Genomic DNA, 18,941 nt, shown 5'->3' on the forward strand with positions numbered 1-18,941 from the left:
AGACGACTGTCACTCCGAACACGTGGTCTTCCTCTAGCACGTTCGTATCGGGCGACGGTACACATAGCCGGAACGATTGGCTAGCGGTACTTATTCATGAAGTGGATTATCGGTTTGTCGGGATTAAATCGGTGTCGTGACTGATCGATACCGCCGAATCTCGTGCCGAGAGCCATTCCGCTTCGTTGGGTCCGCAGCCACCAGTTTTCTCCCTGTATCGGTTCGTTATTGTCTCCTCTGCGTGATAGTCGCAGCCGGAATGCTGTCGCTACTTTTTACGATCGGTCTCGTTCGCTCGGTCAGTAACCCTGCAGTCTCACTCGAGCGACGATGAACGACCACGACCCACCAACCGATCGATCGGTCGAGGAGCAACGTGACGCGGAAGCGCCGCTGATTTCGGTCGTCGTTCCGGTCTACAACGATCCCGACGGCGTCGAGGCGACTCTCGAGGCGCTTACCTCGCAGACGTACCCCGACGGGGGCCACGAGATTCTGGTCGTCGACAACGATTCGACCGACGAGACGCCGACCGTCGTTCGGGCGTACGCCGACGAGCACGACCACGTCACGTCCCTGCTCGAGGACGAGCGCCAGAGCTCGTATGCGGCGCGAAATACGGGTATCGAGCACGCGAGCGGCTCGATATTCGCGTTCGTCGACGCGGACATGATCGTCGAGGAGACGTGGCTCGCGGACGCCGTCGACGCGTTCGAGCGTCTGGACGCGTCGTACATGGGCTGTGACGTCGAGATGGTTCCAGCCGAGCGGTCGGAGTCGCTGGCCCAGCGGTACAACCGCCGTACCGGCTTTCCGATCGAGGAGTTCGTCGCTGAGATGGGGTTCGCCCCGACGTGTTGTCTGTTCGTCCGGCGGTCGGTGCTCGAGGACGTCGGCGCGTTCGATCCGCGGCTGGTCTCGGGCGGCGACCGGGAGTTCGGACACCGCGTCCGCGACGCGGGCTACGACCAGCACTACACGGACGCGGTGACGATGTACCATCCGACTCGGTCGACCGCCGATGCAATCTTGCGGAAGGCCCGTCGCGTCGGCCGCGGCGTCACCCAGCTACGAGCGTTTCATCCCGACCGCTACGGAGGCCGCATTCCGGCGGTCTGTAATCCGCTGCCCTACCTCCCGCCGCGACTGCAGAGCGTCCGGGGGATCGAAGGCTGGGCGTCGCTCTCGCGCCGCGAGAAGGTCGGCTTCTACCTGCTATCGTACGGACGCGGTATCTCGAACGGGATGGGGCGGATCGAAGAAACGGTGCGGCGGCGCGTTCTCGGCGGCTGATACGGTTTACTGTCCGTCAGGTCCGGCGCACCCGCCGCCCGGGCGGCGGGTGCGCCGGGACATCGGTACAGCAATCCGTATGAGTCGGAGACGACGTCGTCTCGTCGTCCCCTCGTGACCGTCTCGCCGATCGACTGTCGGTGTGGATACGACGGCCGGCGGCGGTCGAACTACGTTTTCCGAACGATGCACTCGATCGAGTGATCGCTCGCTGCCATCGCTTGCTCGAGGTCGCCAAGGGTTTCGACGCCGCAGTCGAGGCCGTGCCAGCGGCGGGCGTCGTCGACGCCGGCGGCGGCGTCGGTTCGGACGGCCGAGGCGACCTCGAACCCGGTCTCCGCAAAGCGGGAGACGATCGCTCGTTGCGTCTCGGCGTCTAAATCGAGCGGATGCAACTCGAGGAAGACGACGGTCGGGCCGGGCGCCTCGAGGACGGTCGAGAGTCCATCGAGCACCTCGGACTCGTACCCCTCGACGTCGAATCGGACGGCGTTGATCGACGCGGGATCGAGCCCGCGACGCTCGAGATAACGGTCGCCGGTCGTCTGATCGACGCTGATCGTCCGCGTCTCGTCGCCGTCGGCGTCCGTCGTCGCCTCCCGAACGCGGTGCTGGTTCGAGTGCGTGCTCAGCGCCACCTCGACCGTTCGATCCGCGGCGCCGAACGCCAGCCGATCGACGGTCGCTCGGTCGGCGACCCCGTTTCGCTCGAGGTTTTCCTCGAGTACGTCGACGTTCGAGGGAATCGGTTCGACCGCGTGGATCCGCGCTCGGTCGCCGAGAACGCCGTCGGCGACGGTACAGAAGTAGCCGATGTTCGCGCCGACCTCGAGCAGTCGAACGGGTCCGTCGACGGTTTCGGCGAGCCACTCGAGTTCGCGCTCGTAGGCGACCGTCGAGCGGTGCTCGTGGACGCCGTAGGCGAGCAGCGTCCGCGAGATGCCGGCGTCTTCGGCGTCGACGACCAGTTCGTGTTCGCCGACGACGACGGTCTGATAACGCTCGTCCCCCAGTCGGTACGCGTAGTAGGGGTTCCGTCCGGTCGCCAGTTCGGCGACCGAGCCGAGCGCCGCGCCGGGTCGGCCCGCTCGCAGGAGGGTGGCGAGTTTCCGTCCCTCGAGTCGGGCGTACCGGGCCACGAGTGATTCGGTCGACGCGATCGACCGGAATCGACTCACGGGCGTTCGCGTACTCATCGCGATTCTAGCGGTCGTGATACTGTCGGACAGCAGTCAGTGCACCGTCGGTCGCGAATTCGCGGTCGGCTCCGACGGCGACGGCCGAATTCGAGCGACCGATCGTCGAATAGAGCTGTCCGGCAGTATGAGCGGATCGGTCGGCGGTCCATTCCTGTCGGGACGGACATCGCGACGGCGAATAAATCCGGAGACGTCTCTCGCACGTTGAGATGGCGCCGGTGGTCCAGTCTCACGGCCGTTTGATTCGAGCTGATCAATCGTCGATGTAATACGTGCTTAACCGACGCCCGCACCGCGACGAAGTACGTCATTGGGAGCTCGAAACCGCGTCTTTGCTCGGAGGGCCGTTCGATGGTGCCATCGGCGGTAGGCTCCTGTTTCGGCGGTGAAGTGGATCGCCGGCTGGAACGGTCACGCCGCTTTTTGCGCGCTCGCGGCGAGCGCTCGAGTGGAGATCACCATGAGCGAAGCAATGACCGACGACACCACGACCCGTGGACAGGGCGAGCCGGAGGGACAGAAGTGGCTCAGCGGGATCGTCTCCGTGATCGGGCTCTGGATCGCCGTCTCGCCCGGCGTCTACGAGGCGGCGGCCTCGATCACGTGGAACAACGGTCTCGTCGGCGGCGCGATCTTCTTGCTCGCCGGCTACAACTACTACCGGATCGTGACGGGCCACCCGACAAGCACCGGCGTGATGTCGCTGGTCGCGGTGCTCGCGCTGTGGACGATCGCCGCGCCGTTCGCCTTCGAGGGGCAGTTCGCGATGGAGGGCCTCGAGGTCGCCCAGGCGGGGCTCCTCTGGAGTACCGTCGTCACCGGGATCGTCGTGGCGGCGCTGGCCGGATACGTCGCGTACGCGGCGCGCACCGACGTCCGCACGGGAACGGCGGCCGGGACGCGATAGCGACGGCTGCGAACTCGGATTTCCCGCCGCTACCGCCCGCGGTGTCATCGCGACCGCCCGCTCGAGTCGCGCTCCGACACCGAATCGGTCGGAACGCGCCGATCGAGGAGGTCGAGGACCGGTTCGCTTGCCGCGACGCGTAGGCCGAACCGGGTGAGCCGATCCCGAACGACGGCGGGAACGAGCGTGCCGTACAGCGAGCCGAGCAGCGGCAGCGGTCCGACGCGGTAGTACGCCGACGGCGACGACTCGCTCGCGGCCTCGAGGATCGTCCGCGCGACGCGGTCGGGATCGTTGATCAGCGGACCGCCGCCCTCGATCGCCCGAAGGCGACGGAGCGCACGGTAGTAGTCCGCGTGTGGCGAGGGTCCCGCGGTGGATTCGGTTTCGTCGAGTTCGGCGGCGACGCGGTCGTAAAAGTCCGTTTTCACGACACCCGGCTGGACGACCGCCACGTCGACGGTCGTGTCGGTCAGCTCCTGTCGCAAGGCGTCGTGCAGTCCCGCTGCGGCCCACTTCGAGGCGTTGTAGCCGCCGATTCCCGCCAGGGCGAGTCGGTCGGCGGCGCTGGTGACGGTGACGATCCGCCCGCCGCCGCGCTCGCGCATTCCCGGAAGGACGGCCCGGATCAGTCGATGCGGGCCGAAACAGTGGACGGCGAACTGCGCTTCGAGTTTTTCGGTGTCGAGATCCTCGAGCGGCCCGAACTGGCCGTACCCCGCGTTGTTGACGAGACAGTCGACGCCGCCGGCGTCCGCGCGGATCCGGTCGACGACGCGGTCGATATCGTCGGGGTTCGTCAGATCGAGCGCGGCGATTTCGGCGCCGCGGGACTCGAGGTCGCGCAGGTCGTCCCGATCGCGGGACCGGGCGGTGGCGTAGACGCGCCAGTCGCGGTCTGCCTCGAGGAACGCTCGAGCGGTCGCGAAGCCGATGCCGGACGAGCAGCCGGTGACGAGGACGGTGCGGGTCATACGGATGTGATCGACGGCGACGGTCCAAAAGCTCCGGATTTCGACGGCGGCGACTGCGGCGGGTTACGGACCGGCGTCGTCAGGCGGTCCGGCGTCGTCGGGCGCACCGGCGTCCTCGGGTGGGCCTGCGTCGTCGGCCGGTCCTGGGTCGTCGTCACCGTCGTCTGCGAATTCGTCAGTCGGATCGGGACCGTCGTCGGCGTCCCCGGGCTCGACGGTATCGTCCCCTTCTGCGTCGTCGCCGTCATCGTCGGCCAGGACCGACTCGAGGGTGTCCCACGGGAAGTCGGTGCCGTCCGCGTCGTCATCGGGCGAATCGTCTGCACCGTCGCCATCGTCACCGTCAGCGCCATCGCCGTCGTCGTCCGCGTCGCTGCCATCACCGTCGCCCGGGTCCGGCAGGTCGCCGTCATCGGAGTCGTCCGGCGGACCCGTCCCGTCGTCGGGCGGTGCGTCGCCGTCGTCATCGTCGACATCGTCGTCCGTCTCGTTCTCCTCGCCGGCGTCGTCGTCGCCGTCGTCGGTACCGTTGTCGGGCGTCGGCGTCGAGTCGTCGTTCTCCGCCTCCTCGACGCTCTCGTCCGGGCCGACCAGCGTCGGCCCGATCCCGGGCGTGACGACCATCGCGATGGCGCCGAAGGTCAGCAACACCACCACGGCGGTGACGAGCAACGCTGTCGTCGACGGCTCGGAGTCATCGGCCCCGCTCATTGCTCGAGTCGTCGTTTCGCCCGTATCAGCTTTGTTAACCGCTGCCCACTCGACGGTAACTGCCACCGACCGCGGCCGACCGTCGAGTGCGGACACCGCGGCCGCGACGCGCGTAGCCGGCGTTTCGGACAGCCGAACAATGATATGGCCGGCACGCCCAGTAGAGGACAAGACCGCTCTACTATGACGACCCACTACGACCACGCGCAGGTCCAGGAGTTCTGGCAGTACGTCTGGGAGCGCGACGACGTCTACGCGCTGCCGGACGACGCCGACGACCCCACCTACGTGCTCGGGATGTTTCCGTACACGTCGGGGACGCTCCACATGGGCCACGTGCGCAACTACGCGATCACCGATGCCTACGCGCGCTACCGGCGGATGCGCGGCGACGACGTCCTCCACCCGATGGGGTGGGACGCGTTCGGCCTCCCCGCCGAAAACGCCGCGTTCGAACGCAAGACCGATCCGCGCTCGTGGACCGAAGCCTGTATCCGCCGGATGCGCGAGGAACTCGAGACCATGGGCTTTGGCTACGACTGGTCTCGAGAGATCACCACCTGCGAACCGGACTACTACCGGTGGAACCAGTGGTTCTTCAAGCGCCTCTACGAGGAGGGGCTCGTCGAGTACGAGGCGGCGTCGGTCAACTGGTGTCCCGACTGCGAGACCGTCCTCGCGGCGGCCCAGGTCGAGGAACGGGAGATCGAGCGGAGCGAGACCGCGGAGACTGCGAGCGGCGGAGCCGCGAGCCGCGACGTCGAACGCGTCTGCTGGCGCTGCGAGACGCCCGTCACCCGACGAGAGCTCGACCAGTGGTTCTTCACGATCACCGACTACGCCGAGGAGCTTCACGAGGGGTTAGACGACCTCGAGGGCTGGCCCGAGGGCGTCCGCGAGATCCAGCGCAACTGGATCGGCCGCCAGGAGGGCGCACGGATCACGTTCGAGGTGGACCAGCCGCACGCGGACGGCGCCGACCGTCCCGTCGACGTCTTCACCACTCGACCGGACACCGTCTACGGCGCCACGTATCTGGCCGTTTCACCCGGCCACGACCTCGCTCGAGAGCTGGCCGAAACGGACGACGACGTGGGCGCGTACGTCGAAACCGCTCGCGAGGCGGACCCCGACGAGATCGGCTTCGCGGGCGTCGAAACCGAGGCGACGGCGACCCATCCGCTGACCGGCGAGGAACTCCCCGTCTACGTCGCCGGCTACGTCCTCGATGACGTCGGCACCGGCGCCGTGATGGGCGTCCCGGCCCACAACGAGCGCGATCACGGCTTCGCGCTCGAGCACGACCTGCCGATCGAGCGCGTGATCGCCTCGAAGGACGCGACCGTGGAGGTCGACCTCGAGTCCGGGGCCTACACCGGCGAGGGGATCGTCGAACATAGCGGCGACTACAGCGGCCTCGAGAGCGAGACGGCCCGAAAGCGACTGCTCGAGGAGGTCGGGGAGATCGAGGAAGACGTCACCTACCGCCTGCGCGACTGGCTGATCTCCCGCCAGCGCTACTGGGGGACCCCGATTCCGGTCGTCCACTGCGACGACTGCGGCCACGTGCTCGTTCCCGACGAGGAGTTGCCCGTCGAACTGCCGGAGTTCGTCCGCACGACGGGCAACCCGCTCGCTGAACACGACTCGTTCCGCGAGACGGAGTGTCCCGACTGCGGCGGGCCCGCCCGGCGCGAGACGGACACGATGGACACCTTCGTCGACTCCTCGTGGTACTTCCTGCGATTCCTCTCGCCCGGTCTCGAGGACGCGCCGTTCGACACCGAGGTGGCCGACGACTGGCTGCCCGTCGACGTCTACGTCGGCGGCGAGGAACACGCCATCCTCCACCTGCTCTACACGCGCTTCTTTACGAAGGCGCTGGCCGATCTGGACCTGCTCTCGGTTCGCGAGCCGATTCGGGAGCTCAAGAGCCAGGGGACGGTGCTCTACGACGGCGAGAAGATGTCGAGTTCGAAGGGCAACGTCGTCGCGCCACGGGAGTACGGCGCGGAGACGACCCGGCTGTTCGTCCTCTCGGCGGCCCACCCCGAACAGGACTTCGAGTGGACCGCGAACAACGTTCGCGGCGCTTACGACCTCCAGCAGGACCTCTACGGAATGGCGGCTGATTTCGTCGAAGAGGGCCAAACCCGGGTCGAACGCAAGCCCCACGACGAGTACATCGCCCGCGAGATCGATCGGACGATCGCCGCGGTCACCGACGAGTACGAGCGGTTCCGGTTCCACCGCGCCGCGACGGAGATCCGCGAACTGGCGCGACTGCTCCGCCGATATCGCGAGTACGAGACCGTCCACGGCGAGATCTATCGTCGCGGTCTGTTGACGCTCGCGGCCCTGATCGCGCCGATGGCACCCCACCTCGGCGAGGAGTGCTGGAACAAGCTCCGCGGCGAGGGGCTGGCCGTCGAGGCCGACTGGCCCGAGCCCACCCACGGCGTCGACGACTACCGCCGCGAGCGACGTCTCGTCGAAACGACCCTCGCCGACGTGCGCGACATCGTCGACACCGCGGCGATCGAAGACCCCGAACGGATCGATCTGGTCGTCGCCAGAGAGTGGACGTACGACGCGCTGGCGGTCGTGGCCGAAGCAGTCGACGACACGATCGACGGCGCCGATACCGGCCGACTCGTCGAACGCGTCCTCGAGTCGGATCTCGAGGTCGACGTCGACCGCGAGACCGTCGCCCCCTTCGTCGCCGACGTCGTCGAGCGCGGCGATCACACCGAACTCGAGGGCGTCCTCGAGCCGACGGCCGAGCGGGAGATCCTCGAGCGCAGCGCCTGGCTCGTCACGGACGAGTTCGACGCTGACGTCACCGTTCGCCGGGCGAGCGACGACGACGACCTGGCGGCGACGGCGCGGCCCGGCAAACCCGGAATCCACATTCGGTAAGCTGCGATTGTGTTGTCAGGTTTTGGACACCACAGTCCGTTTCTGCGTCGGTCGGTCGTCGAATGCGGGGGAAAACAAGCCGGAGAGAACGGCTCAACTCACCTTCGATATCGAAGGTCAGTTCTGCCGATTCTGTCAACAGTACGATTAAGAAGGACAGTTTTATTCCATCGGGGTTGGTAGAGTGGATTATGACGGAGGGGGACGGTAACGGCTTCGATACGATGTCGCGACGGCCGCCGAGTCGGTCAATTATCGAAGCCGTCGCCGAGGCAGAAGGTGTCCCGGCTCACGAGCTTCGGCCACCGACGTACGAATCGTTACACACCGTTATCGACCCGGACGCACTCGACGCGCTCTTCGAACCACACGCCGACGGAACGGTTCGGCCGGCAGGCCGCGTCACCTTTCCCTACTGCGGGTACACGGTAACTGTCGACGCAGACGGCTCCGTGTCGCTCGAGTAAACCGCCGGGACCCGGTCGTCGTCTCACTCGAGTTCCCCGCCTCGCGTACGGTAGCGCGTGCTTGTCAGTGAACGAAGGGGCGTACGGAAAGACTCTTTTCGTCGAGGGACGCTACTTCGAATCGATGGAGGGCCACTACGAAACCCTCGGGCTCTCGCCGACGGCCGACGACCGGACGGTCCGACGAACGTACAGACGGCTGTCGAAAGAACATCATCCCGATCAGGGTGGCTCTCGAGCGGAGTTTCTCCGAATTCAGGACGCCTACGAGGCGATCGTTGGCGAGCAGGCGCCGGACGTAACCGATCCCGCCCGCCGAACCCCGACGTACGCTCCGGACGACGAGGAGTTCGAACCCGGCCACGAGTCACTGACGGTCGACGGCGACGACCTTCGACTGACGCTGTCGGGACTCGTCCAGCACGTCTCGCTCGAGCGACTCGTCGAGGACGAGATCATCGCGTCGACCGACCGGACGATCGCCTTCTTTCGCGTCCAGAACACCGGCGACCGACCGCTCTCCTGGGAGGGGACCGCGAAAACGAGTTTCATCGGCGACGACGGCTTTCTCTACCAGGGATCGAATATCGTGACTCCCCACGCCGATCGGCTTCCGGAGCGGTGGTGTGGTACCGACGTCGCGATCGAACCAGGTCTGGCGCTCGACGCCGTCGTTATCGCAGAGGAGATTCCCGACGACGTCACCGTCGAGAAGGTCATGTACACGCATCGAACGGTCGACGAAACTGGAGACGGCGCCCACAGCGGAGGCGAGACCGAACGGTACCTCTTCGAACTCCGACCGCTCGTCCGCGAGCGACTCGATCGACTGCCGTACCGTCGGTGACGGTCCCGCCGTTCGACGATCGAACCACCGTAATGTGGGAACAGCAAGACAAATACGGAGGTACTCCCAACCCTCGATAATGGCAACCGCGACCGCGAGACGGCGGCTTCGAGAACAGCCTCTCGGCGCTACGATTTTCCTGACGATCGTCGGCTACGGGTTGGTCCTCGGAACGTTCCTGCTCGATCTCCCGATCTATCCGGACCTGACACAGACCCAGGTCAACTGGTTTACCCACGCGATCGCGGTGATAAACACGATTACCACGGTCGTGTTGCTCGCCGGCTGGTACTGGATCCGGACCGGAAACGTCGATCGACACCGCCAGGCAATGGTCAGCGGGTTCGGACTGATCTTGCTATTTCTGGTCGTCTATCTGATCCGTGTCGGCGGTGGCGGCACCAAGGAGTTCGTCGGGGGACAACTCGTTACGTACGCCTACCTGATCATGCTCGCGATCCACATCATCCTCTCGATCGTGGCCGTCCCCGTCGTTCTCTACGCGCTGATCCTCGGATTTACGCACACGCCGCGGGAACTCGAGCAAACCGCACACGCCCGTATCGGCCGGATCGCCGCCGGATCCTGGATCCTGAGTCTCGTCCTCGGCGTCGTCACCTACCTGATGCTCAACCACATCTACAGCTACGAGTTTGCGATCGCGGTCTCGCCGCTGTTGTGACGCCGTCGGTTCGTCACTCGAGTCCGGACGAGTCGACTAGCTGAACGACGGCAACACCTCCGCCTCGTAGAACTCGATGGCCGCGTCCTGTTCGGGGCCGATCTGGTGGAAGTAGACGTGGTCGTAGCCCGCGTCGATGGCCTGTTCGATGCTATCGATGTGATCCTTGGGGTCCGAGCTCGTCGTCGTGCCGGCCTCGGCGATGTCTTCTTTCTCGACCATCTGGGCGGCCTGTTCGAAGTGGGCCGGCGTCGGCAGTTCTTGGCCGAGTTCGCCGGGGATCGAGCCGTTGGGCCAGTACTCGTAGACCGTTTCGACGGCCTCCTCCTCGGTCTCCGCGTAGCAGCCGTGCAGTTGCGTGTATCTGGGGCCGTCGCCGCCAGCGTCCTCGTAGGCCTCGACGGGTGCCTCCTTGGGGCCGGAACACCAGAGTCCGTCGGCGTTTTCAGCGGTCCATTCGGCCGTCTGCGGGCCGAACGCGCTCGCGATCGTCGTCGGCTGCTCGTCGGGGCAGGTGTACAGTCGCGCGTTCTCGACCGTGTAGTGCTCGCCGCGGTGGCTGATCGTCTCGCCGGTCCACAGCTTCTCCATTACGTCCATCGCCTCGTCTAACAGCTCGAGGCGCACGTCGTGTTCGGGCCAGCGCTCGCCCGTCACGTGTTCGTTGAGATTCTCGCCGGTGCCGACGCCGAACGTGAACCGATCGCCGAACATCTCGTCGACCGTCGCCACGGCGTGGGCGACGTTGACCGGGTGGATGCGGATCGTCGGACACGTCACGCCGACGCCGACCTCGATCTCGTCGGTGGCAGTGGCGATAGCGCCGAGCGTCGACCAGACGAACGGCGATTCGCCCTGTGCCGAAACCCAGGGATGGAAATGATCCGAAATCGAGAGGAAGTCGAAGCCGGCCGCCTCGGCGCGTTCGGCGATGTCGACGAGTTCCATCGGTCCGTGCTCTTCGCTCGAGAGGGTGTAACCGAGCTGTGTCATTCCCGCCCAGCTACCACGGACCCGCCGGTAACGGTTGAGCCTGCGAGGGCGCGGTTCCTGGCGGCCGAAAGCGGACAAACCGGATAGACGTCCGACAGGAAGTGTGAGACGACGTTCCACTGGGAGCGACGGACGGCAACACCTTTCGAACTGGAGCCACAGACTGGGAACGAATGGCCACCGAATTCGACGATGACCACACCGATGGCGAGCGGGCCTACTACGTCATCAGCGACCTCCACATCGGCGGCGACGAGCAACTCGAGGAGATCGAATTTCTAGACGAGTTGCTCGCCTTTCTCGAGCGACTCGAGGAGACCGACGAGAACGCCGAGTTGATTATCAACGGCGACGCGTTCGGGCTCTGGGAGTTTACGAAAGTCGAGGGAATCGAGAAGTTCGACGTCCTGGAGGAGACGTACCCGGAGCTGTTCGCGCAGTTCCGGGCGACCGGCGAGAACGTCCCCATCACGCTCTTGCCGGGGAACCACGACCACGAGCTCGCGGCCTACGACGAGTACGTCGAGCGCTTTGCCGAGTACAACGTCACGGTCGTCCAGGAGAAGTCGATCACCAGGCCGGTTGGCGAGCAGGCGATCCACTTCGAGCACGGCCACCAGCAGGACGCGAACAACCGCATCGAGGACTGGGGCAACCCCCACGCGACGCCGCTTGGCTACTACTACAACACGCTCGTAACGAGCCGCGCGGGACAGCTCTCCAATCGAGGGCGATACAACTGGCTGAAGGACGTCCAGGCGGTGACGCCGACCGAACGGATGCCGATCTGGCTCTTCTCGAAGTACTTCTACCGGGAGATGAACCCGCTGATTCGCTACTCGCTGGTGCCGTTCCTGTTGCTGTTTAATATCAGCATCCTCCTCGTGGCACTGTCCGGACTCCATCTGGCAGGGATCTGGTCGACACCCGTCGAGTGGACGACCGAGTTTCTCGGTCAGTTCGGGACGGCCGGCACGATCGCCTGGTCCCTTCTCGCGTTAAATATCGGTATCGCAGGGCTGTTGGTACTCATCGGGATCCCGCTGTACTTCATCCGCCAGGACGTCAGGAAGACAGTCGATCGGTTCGGCGTTTTCGAGACCGAACTCACGGTCGATCCGACCGATACGTACGAGGAGACCGCTCGAGAGATCTTCGCCGAAGAGCCCGAGACGACGATCTTCTGCTTCGGCCACACTCACCGGCCGCTGTTGAACGAGGTCGACGGGGGCGTGATCGTCAACACCGGTACGTGGCTGAAACGCCTCCACCGCCGGGACGGCATCATCGGGATCCTCCCGCCGGTGTTCTACCCGTCGTACCAGCTGGCGGCAGTCCGGATCGCCCCGGCGGACGAGGAAGAGGGCGTCGTCGTTGGCTTCGAGCGAATCACCAAGCCGAGCCCCGCGACGGAGGAGCTTACCCGCACCGAGCGCTTTTTCACCGTCGGCCGGGAGCCCGAGCCCGACCTGCCGGAACGACACCTCGTGGAGCGGGCGGAAACGGAGACGGTCACCAAACTGAACGCGGACGACTAAGACGGTCTGCTGTCCCGATTTTGTCAGTGCAGCCGCGATCCATCTCGTCTCATTCCGTCCGACAGTTGCGTCGGAACTGACCCCCAGGAGTCCGGACGATACCGCGCCCACTCGAGGTGGGAGGAACCTCGAGCGGGGGCGAAACGAGGGAACCGGGGAAACGGGAGAACCGAGAGACGCGAACCGAACCCCTTACCCTCGCCCCATCGCTACCGACTCGTATGAGTGCCGTAGTCGAAGCGACGGATCTCGAGAAACGCTACGGCGAGACGGTGGCACTGTCGGGGGCGTCACTCGCCGTCGACGCCGGCGAAGTCTTCGGCCTGATCGGGCCGAACGGCGCCGGGAAGACGACGCTCGTGCGCGCGCTGACGGGGACGACCGAGCCCGATTCGGGCGCGGCGCGGGTCCTCGGCGAGGCGCCGACGGCCATCGACCGAGACCGTCTCGGCGTCCTTCCACAGGCGTTCTCGCCGCCGGATCGTCTCTCCGCCCGCGAACTGCTCGCCTACTACGCCGGGCTCTACGACGACCCGCGCGACCCCGACGCCGTGCTCGCCGACGTCGGCCTCGCAGACGACGGCGACACCTGGTACGAGGATCTCTCCGGCGGCCAGCAGCGTCGGGTCTGCGTCGGATCGGCGCTGGTCAACGATCCCGACGTGCTCTTTCTGGACGAACCCACGACGGGGATCGACCCCGCCGGCCGCCGAACCGTCTGGCGGCTGATCGAGGACCTCGCGGCCGGCGGAACGACCGTCCTGCTCACCACCCACGATATGGCCGAAGCCGAGCGGCTGGCCGACCGCGTGGGACTGCTCACCGACGGCTCGCTGGTCGCACAGGGCACGCCCGACGCCCTCGTCGCCGAACACGGCGGCTCGAGTCGCCTGACCGTCGAGACGGCGGCCGACCTCGAGGCGTTCGACGACCTCGAACACCCCGTCGAACGAGTCGAACGCGGTCGGCGCGGCACGCCAGACGGCGCCGTCGTCGTTCGCGAGATCGAGCCGGCCGAGATCGCCGCCGTCGTCGACTCCCTCGAGGCCCGGGACATCGAGTACACCGGCCTCTCGTGGGCCGAACCCGACCTCGAGGACGTCTACCTCGCGCTCGCGGATCGAACGGAACTCGAACGAACCGATCGCGTCGGCGGCTCCGACGGCGGCGACGAATCTGCGGACGACCTCGCACAGGCGGGTGAGACGGCGTGAGCCGCCTCGGTCGCGTCCGATCGGAGACCAGCGCCGGCTGGCGGTCGTTCGTCCGCCGGCGGACCGCGGTCTTCTTTACGTTCTTCTTCCCCGTGATCCTGATCGCCATCTTCGGGGCGCTGGTCCAGACGGATCCCGGCGACGGCGGGCTGTTCGCGGAGCCGGCGGCCTACTACGTCCCGGGCTATCTCGCCGTCGTCGTCCTCTTTACGCCCTTCTCGCGGATGGGCAGCGAGGTCGCTCGCCACCGCGAAGGCAACCGCTTCGAGAAACTCGCGACGACGCCGCTGACCCGCGGCGAGTGGCTGCTCGCCCAGACCGCGGTCAACGCCGCCATCATCGGCCTCGCGAGCCTGTTGATCCTCGGACTCGTGGTCGTGATGACGGGCGCCGATATCACGTTCTCGCCGCTGTTGCTCCCCTACGTGCTCGTCGGCGTCGTCGCCTTCTGCGGGATCGGCGCGATGCTCGGCAGCTACACCGACTCCCAGGACGGCGCCGTCGCTGCCAGCAACGCCATCGGCCTCCCGCTGCTCTTTCTCTCGGAGACGTTCATCTCGCTCGAGCAGTTGCCGGGCTGGTTCGAGCCGCTGGTCGACCTCTCGCCGCTGACGTACTTCGCTCGAGGCGTCCGCGCGGCGACGTACCCCGACGCCGCGACGCAGTCGATCGCCGGCGTCGACCCCGCACTCGCGAACCTCGGTATCCTCGCAGCGATCGCGGTCGTGACGTTCGCGCTCGGCGCACGGTCGATTCCGCAGACGGATTGACCGATCGCGGCAGTTTTCGGTGTCGCTACGTGTGATTCGACGAAGACGAATCGGAGCGCTCGACGATGATACGTCCGTCGTCCGAAATTTCGACCGCACACGCGGCCTCGCTCATAATTTCGAACGAGACCGTCGTTCTTCCGTCGCCGGTTCCGTCGCCGAGAAGCGAATCGAGCGCGCTCGGATCGACGTGTTCGTGGAGCACGAATCCGAGTTCCGTCGGGGCCTCGACCGGATCGACGTCGGTGAGCATACAGATCGCGTGAATAACGGCGATACTGGCGGGCGTATTAGCGTTGTACTCGTACTCGATCGCTCCCGACCGCGACGTCGATTCGACCTCTCGGACGACAGACTCCGTCGGTTCCATCGTTCGCTGTGCCGTTGCGGTCCGGGAAGACGACTTGGCATGGCCCTGCAAGTGCTTTCCGACGGCGACCGGCTCGATCCAACGACGATTCGACCGGTTCCCCACCGATTTTGACGCTCGCGAGCGAACGGCTTGCCATGGAGTACACCACGCTCGGCGATACGGGCACCACCGTCTCGAGGCTCTGTTACGGTACCTGGCGGTTCGGTCGCCAGACCGGCGACGTCGAAAACGAGACGAGTCGCGAGGAGGCCCACGCGTTGCTCGACGCCTGTCGGGACCACGGCATCAACTTCATCGACACGGCGAACGTCTACGGCGACCCCGACGGCACCAGCGAGGAGTGGATCGGCGAGTGGATGGCAGACCGCGACGTCGACCGAGAGGATCTCGTCATCGCCTCGAAGGTCTACTTCCCCTTCAACGGCTGGGGCGACCCCGGTCCGAACGACTCCGGACTCGGCCGGAAACATATCCGCGCCCAGATCGAGGGGACGCTCGAGCGACTGGGAACCGACCACCTCGATCTGTACTACATCCACCGCTGGGACGAGAACACGCCGATCCGGGAGACCATGCAGACGCTTACGGAACTCGTCCGCGAGGGGAAAGTCAACCACCTCGGCGCCTCCACGATGGCCGCCTGGCAGCTTACGAAGGCGCTGTGGACGAGCGACGTCGAGGGCCTCGAGCGCTTCGACGTCACCCAGCCGATGGTCAACGCCGCCCAGTACGCCACCGTCGAAGACTACCTCGACGTCTGTGCCGACCAGAACCTGGCGGTCTGTCCCTACTCGCCGCTCGCCGGCGGCTTCCTGACCGGCAAGTACGAGCGCACCGAAGACGGCGGCGTCGAGGCCCCCGACGGCTCTCGCGGCAGTCTCGACGACGTGTTCGAGGACCGCTACGCGACCGACCGCGCGTGGGACGTCCTCGAGGCCGTCGAGTCCGTCGCCGACGAGGTCGACGCCACGCCCGCGCAGGTCTCGCTGCGCTGGCTGATGGATCAGGATCGAGTTACCTGCGTACCGATCGTCGGAGCGCGGACGCCGGAGCAACTCGAGGAGAACGTCGGCGCCGTCGACGTCGAACTCGGCGACGAGCAGTTCGAACGGATCGATTCGGCGCGGGCCGACGCCGACGAGTGACCGGGCGAGCGAGCGCGATCACACGAAGCGAAAGACGGTCGCGAGAAACACGACGAGGAGCAAGACGGGAACGACCCTGAGCGCGACGTTGCGAAGGGGGAGGAGCCGCGCCTTGTTCGACCAGTTGACGAACGAGCTCCCGATCTGAACGGGGCTCAAGATATCACGCCGCCGCAGGGGTTTCGACGCCGCGACCGCGTCTTCGACCCACTCGTGAAACGGCCGCAGATCCGGGTGCTCGATGCTCGACCGCGTTAGTTCGACGTTGAGTTCGATGTTGTACTCGAAGGCGACCTGCGTGATATTCCCGGAGCCGACGATACACGTCGGATTCGGCCCGTCGCGCAGGTAGAGCTTCGCGTGGAGTCCCCTGGGTTGTTTGTACAGTTGCACCTGGTCGTGTTCGTCGAGCGACCAGAGGTCGTGGGCGATCCGGGCCGAGAACTGGTCCGACGCGGGGCCGACGAGTGCGATCAACTCGTTGTCGCGAGACCGCTCGAGAAACGACACGATGTCGTCGCGGATCGAGAGGTACCCCTGATACGTAAAGTAGCCGCTGACCAGATAGATCGTTCCGTCGCCGGAAAACAGCTCGGAGAGGGCGTCCTGAAACCGTCGGTCGGAGGAGTCGGTCGCCAGGATTCCGACGCTCGGTTCGGCTTCGATCATGTCACTAGTCACACCTCTACCTCCGGTACTATTGAAAGATCGGTATTATTCCTGGTTCGCCGAGGAGCGATTACCCGGTCGTCTCGAGAACGATCGGCCGGTGATCGGACAGTTGCACGTCGAGAACGTCACATCGCTCGACGTCGAGCGACGGCGAACAGCAAAACAGGTCGAGACTGCGCGAGTCGACGAACAGGTCGTCGAACGGTCGCGCCGGAACGGTCTCGCCGGGGACTCGAAGCTCGAGTCCGGTCCGGTCGGTGAAGTCGGCCAGCGCACCGTTCTCGGCGAACGTGTTGAAATCGCCGGTGACGACGACGTTTCGGCCGTTGGCTCGCCGCGCGATCAGTGCCGAGAGCTGATCGAGCTGGCGACTCCTGCTTCGCCCGCCAAGCGAGAGGTGCACCGCAAACAGCACGGTATCGCCGAGATCGACTTCGATGACGAGTCGTTTTCGACCGGCGGCGAGATAATGTGGGGTCACCGGCGAATCGAACCGCGAGAGGACCGCGTTACCGAGGTGACTGTAGAACGGCAGCGACTCGACGAGCGTTCCCTCGCCGTACTTGTTCGCGGCGGCACCCTCGTAGGAGAGGTTCCGCTCGCGAAGCGACTCGACGAGCGTCCGAAACTGGCCATCGGTGGCCGTCCGGTGTGAGCCCTGATCCACCTCGAGCAGCGAGACTACGTCTGGACGTTCACGGTCGATGACCGACGCGAGCTGCTCGAGCTTCCGGCGTTCGACCTCGGTATCGCCGAGCAACGACGTTACCGGCGGCGGGACGTACCCGCCGAGGACGTTCTGGTATCCGAGCAGGTAGCCGGCGTTACAGGTGAGGATCTTCATGCGGGACGAACTGGCCGAGGGCCAGGTAGTACGCGTTAGTACTGCATCGATATGAGCGTTTCACCGACTTTCAACCGATGTAGATCACCGACTTTCAACCGATGTAGACGGAGGTCAACGGCGTACGGTGCAGTACTCGACTCACTCGGCGTCTTCGACCGCCGCGACGATCTCGTCGACGTCGAACGGATCGTCGACGACTTCGCCCTCGACGACGACCGTCGGCGTCCCCTCGACGCCGGCGTCGTCACCGCGCTCCCAGTCCGCCGCGAGCGTCGGATAGTACGTCTCGTCCTCGAGCGCACTCGAGACGGCCTCGGCGTCGACGCCGTAGTCGGTAGCCAGCTCCGCGAGCGCGTCGTTGCTCCAGTCGTCGGCGTCCATCACGGCCGTTTTGTACTCGAAGAACGCCCCGTTAGGATCGTCGTCGGCGTCGTCGTAGCCCTCGTCCTGGACGGCTCGGGCGGCATTGGCCATCGCGATCGATTCGTCGGCCGCCTCGACGACGAAGTCGTAGTGGCGGTAGGCGGCCTCCTCGGGTTCGATCAGTTCGAACTCGAGGTCCGGGACGACCTCGGCCTGGAAATCGTGACAGTTCGGACAGCCCAGATCCTCGTAGACGTCGACTTCGACGGGTCCGTCGCCGCGCGTCGGGACGGGAAGCTGTCGGTCGGCGTCGACGTCCTCGAGAGGGTCGGGCATCGACGCGTCGAACAGCCCAGCACAACCGGCCAGCCCGGCGGTCACGGAGACGCCCGCTGTCGCGGCGAGAAACGAACGACGGTGCATGGTCGCCGCTACGGACTCACGACGTTAACAGTTGTTGCAAATACGATTTCTTGGCACTATCTCGTTCAGTATCCCCGCAGCGGCCGAGTGCTCGGGGTCGTACGGAAGTCGAAGGTTTCGCTCGATGCCGAGACGCCTTTTGGCGTCTCGAACCACTTGATCCCGAGGCGGTTTACGTCACAGCCAGCTATCGGGTAATTCGTCGGTGTGGTTCTGCAGTAACTCCAGCAGTGGACGAATCTCGTCGAATTGGGGCCCCTTCCGTATCGAGTTGGCGTTTCGATCCCACTCGATGAATCTTGATTCTTCCAGCTTAGGAAGGTGTGTATGCGTCATGTGAATCCGAACCGTTTCCAAGTCCGTCTCTGTGAGTTCGACGGCCGAAGGAACCTGTGGGTCATCGCCGTCCAGCGGATTGTGTTCCAGCAGTGAGACGAGCACGCGGCGACGGTACTGGTTTTCTAAGACGTTCAAGACGGTATCCATCGACGGCGGTGAATGCGTCATAATTTGGAGCCCTCCTCGTTTCGTTCCCCAACTCTTGCGGTCTCGTCGGTTGCAAGCGAGGGAGTATCCGATACGGCCCGCGCTGTGAGTGCATCGA

Annotated in this window: 19 protein-coding genes; 10 read left to right on the plus strand and 9 right to left on the minus strand. The window is 65.5% G+C overall.

The features are described from left to right. The first annotated feature begins 330 nt into the window (after positions 1 to 330). Positions 331 to 1,293, plus strand: a complete 963-nt coding sequence (locus tag C493_RS04055) for a glycosyltransferase (RefSeq protein ID WP_007258134.1) — start codon at positions 331 to 333, stop codon at positions 1,291 to 1,293. A gap of 170 nt (positions 1,294 to 1,463) precedes the next feature. On the opposite strand, the gene C493_RS04060 is transcribed toward C493_RS04055, so the two are convergent. Next, a complete protein-coding gene (locus tag C493_RS04060; RefSeq protein WP_007258135.1) occupies positions 1,464 to 2,489 on the minus strand; it encodes an FkbM family methyltransferase in 1,026 nt (341 codons plus the stop codon). Between the two features lie 463 nt (positions 2,490 to 2,952). Here C493_RS04060 and C493_RS04065 point away from each other — a divergent pair, with 463 nt between their 5' ends. Beyond that, complete coding sequence (locus C493_RS04065; protein ID WP_007258136.1) at positions 2,953 to 3,399, plus strand: SPW repeat domain-containing protein; 447 nt, start codon at positions 2,953 to 2,955, stop codon at positions 3,397 to 3,399. A gap of 44 nt (positions 3,400 to 3,443) precedes the next feature. Here the strand turns inward: C493_RS04065 and C493_RS04070 are convergent, their stop codons facing one another. Both C493_RS04070 and C493_RS04075 read right to left on the minus strand, forming a co-directional pair. Then, entirely contained in the window at positions 3,444 to 4,373 is a 930-nt protein-coding gene (locus C493_RS04070) for an SDR family oxidoreductase (protein ID WP_007258137.1), read from the minus strand. 63 nt (positions 4,374 to 4,436) lie between these two features. Continuing rightward, positions 4,437 to 5,084: a hypothetical protein gene (locus tag C493_RS04075; RefSeq protein ID WP_007258138.1), complete on the minus strand. Its 648-nt coding sequence runs from the start codon at positions 5,082 to 5,084 to the stop codon at positions 4,437 to 4,439. A gap of 183 nt (positions 5,085 to 5,267) precedes the next feature. Here C493_RS04075 and leuS point away from each other — a divergent pair, with 183 nt between their 5' ends. From leuS to C493_RS04095, 4 genes are all read left to right on the plus strand, one after another. Beyond that, a complete protein-coding gene (gene leuS, locus C493_RS04080) occupies positions 5,268 to 8,003 on the plus strand; it encodes a leucine--tRNA ligase (protein WP_007258139.1) in 2,736 nt (911 codons plus the stop codon). A gap of 191 nt (positions 8,004 to 8,194) precedes the next feature. Continuing rightward, a complete protein-coding gene (locus C493_RS04085) occupies positions 8,195 to 8,470 on the plus strand; it encodes a HalOD1 output domain-containing protein (protein WP_007258140.1) in 276 nt (91 codons plus the stop codon). 124 nt (positions 8,471 to 8,594) lie between these two features. Then, complete coding sequence (locus C493_RS04090) at positions 8,595 to 9,317, plus strand: J domain-containing protein (protein ID WP_049889124.1); 723 nt, start codon at positions 8,595 to 8,597, stop codon at positions 9,315 to 9,317. A 79-nt stretch (positions 9,318 to 9,396) separates the two neighbouring features. Further along, positions 9,397 to 9,999, plus strand: coding sequence for a DUF420 domain-containing protein (locus C493_RS04095; protein ID WP_007258142.1), 603 nt, complete (start codon positions 9,397 to 9,399; stop codon positions 9,997 to 9,999). Between the two features lie 36 nt (positions 10,000 to 10,035). Here C493_RS04095 and C493_RS04100 read toward each other — a convergent pair whose 3' ends face one another. Further along, entirely contained in the window at positions 10,036 to 10,992 is a 957-nt protein-coding gene (locus tag C493_RS04100) for a TIGR03557 family F420-dependent LLM class oxidoreductase (RefSeq protein ID WP_007258143.1), read from the minus strand. A 173-nt stretch (positions 10,993 to 11,165) separates the two neighbouring features. Between C493_RS04100 and C493_RS04105 the strand changes: the two genes are divergently transcribed. The 3 genes from C493_RS04105 to C493_RS04115 all read left to right on the plus strand — a co-directional run bounded on the left by C493_RS04105 (position 11,166) and on the right by C493_RS04115 (position 14,514). Beyond that, entirely contained in the window at positions 11,166 to 12,530 is a 1,365-nt protein-coding gene (locus C493_RS04105) for a metallophosphoesterase (protein ID WP_007258144.1), read from the plus strand. Between the two features lie 221 nt (positions 12,531 to 12,751). Continuing rightward, positions 12,752 to 13,744 carry an ABC transporter ATP-binding protein gene (locus C493_RS04110; RefSeq protein WP_007258145.1) on the plus strand — a complete coding sequence of 331 codons (993 nt, stop codon included), beginning with the start codon at positions 12,752 to 12,754 and terminating at the stop codon, positions 13,742 to 13,744. Beyond that, positions 13,741 to 14,514 carry an ABC transporter permease gene (locus C493_RS04115; RefSeq protein ID WP_007258146.1) on the plus strand — a complete coding sequence of 258 codons (774 nt, stop codon included), beginning with the start codon at positions 13,741 to 13,743 and terminating at the stop codon, positions 14,512 to 14,514. The genes C493_RS04110 and C493_RS04115 overlap by 4 nt, the downstream gene beginning before the upstream one ends. Positions 14,515 to 14,539: 25 nt before the next feature. Here C493_RS04115 and C493_RS04120 read toward each other — a convergent pair whose 3' ends face one another. Then, positions 14,540 to 14,884 carry a HalOD1 output domain-containing protein gene (locus tag C493_RS04120; RefSeq protein ID WP_007258147.1) on the minus strand — a complete coding sequence of 115 codons (345 nt, stop codon included), beginning with the start codon at positions 14,882 to 14,884 and terminating at the stop codon, positions 14,540 to 14,542. 137 nt (positions 14,885 to 15,021) lie between these two features. On the opposite strand from C493_RS04120, the gene C493_RS04125 reads away from it, so the two are divergent. Next, positions 15,022 to 16,032, plus strand: a complete 1,011-nt coding sequence (locus tag C493_RS04125; protein ID WP_007258148.1) for an aldo/keto reductase — start codon at positions 15,022 to 15,024, stop codon at positions 16,030 to 16,032. Between the two features lie 18 nt (positions 16,033 to 16,050). On the opposite strand, the gene C493_RS04130 is transcribed toward C493_RS04125, so the two are convergent. The 4 genes from C493_RS04130 to C493_RS04145 form a co-directional block, all read right to left on the minus strand. Further along, positions 16,051 to 16,701 carry a phospholipase D family protein gene (locus C493_RS04130; protein WP_007258149.1) on the minus strand — a complete coding sequence of 217 codons (651 nt, stop codon included), beginning with the start codon at positions 16,699 to 16,701 and terminating at the stop codon, positions 16,051 to 16,053. Positions 16,702 to 16,771: 70 nt separating this feature from the next. After that, complete coding sequence (locus C493_RS04135) at positions 16,772 to 17,548, minus strand: endonuclease/exonuclease/phosphatase family protein (protein WP_007258150.1); 777 nt, start codon at positions 17,546 to 17,548, stop codon at positions 16,772 to 16,774. A 141-nt stretch (positions 17,549 to 17,689) separates the two neighbouring features. After that, a complete protein-coding gene (locus tag C493_RS04140; RefSeq protein ID WP_007258151.1) occupies positions 17,690 to 18,337 on the minus strand; it encodes a thioredoxin domain-containing protein in 648 nt (215 codons plus the stop codon). Positions 18,338 to 18,514: 177 nt separating this feature from the next. Next, positions 18,515 to 18,844 carry a DUF7344 domain-containing protein gene (locus C493_RS04145; protein ID WP_007258152.1) on the minus strand — a complete coding sequence of 110 codons (330 nt, stop codon included), beginning with the start codon at positions 18,842 to 18,844 and terminating at the stop codon, positions 18,515 to 18,517. Positions 18,845 to 18,941 lie beyond the last annotated feature (97 nt).

Origin of the sequence: Natronolimnohabitans innermongolicus JCM 12255 (assembly GCF_000337215.1) — an archaeon.
Classification (GTDB): domain Archaea; phylum Halobacteriota; class Halobacteria; order Halobacteriales; family Natrialbaceae; genus Natronolimnohabitans; species Natronolimnohabitans innermongolicus.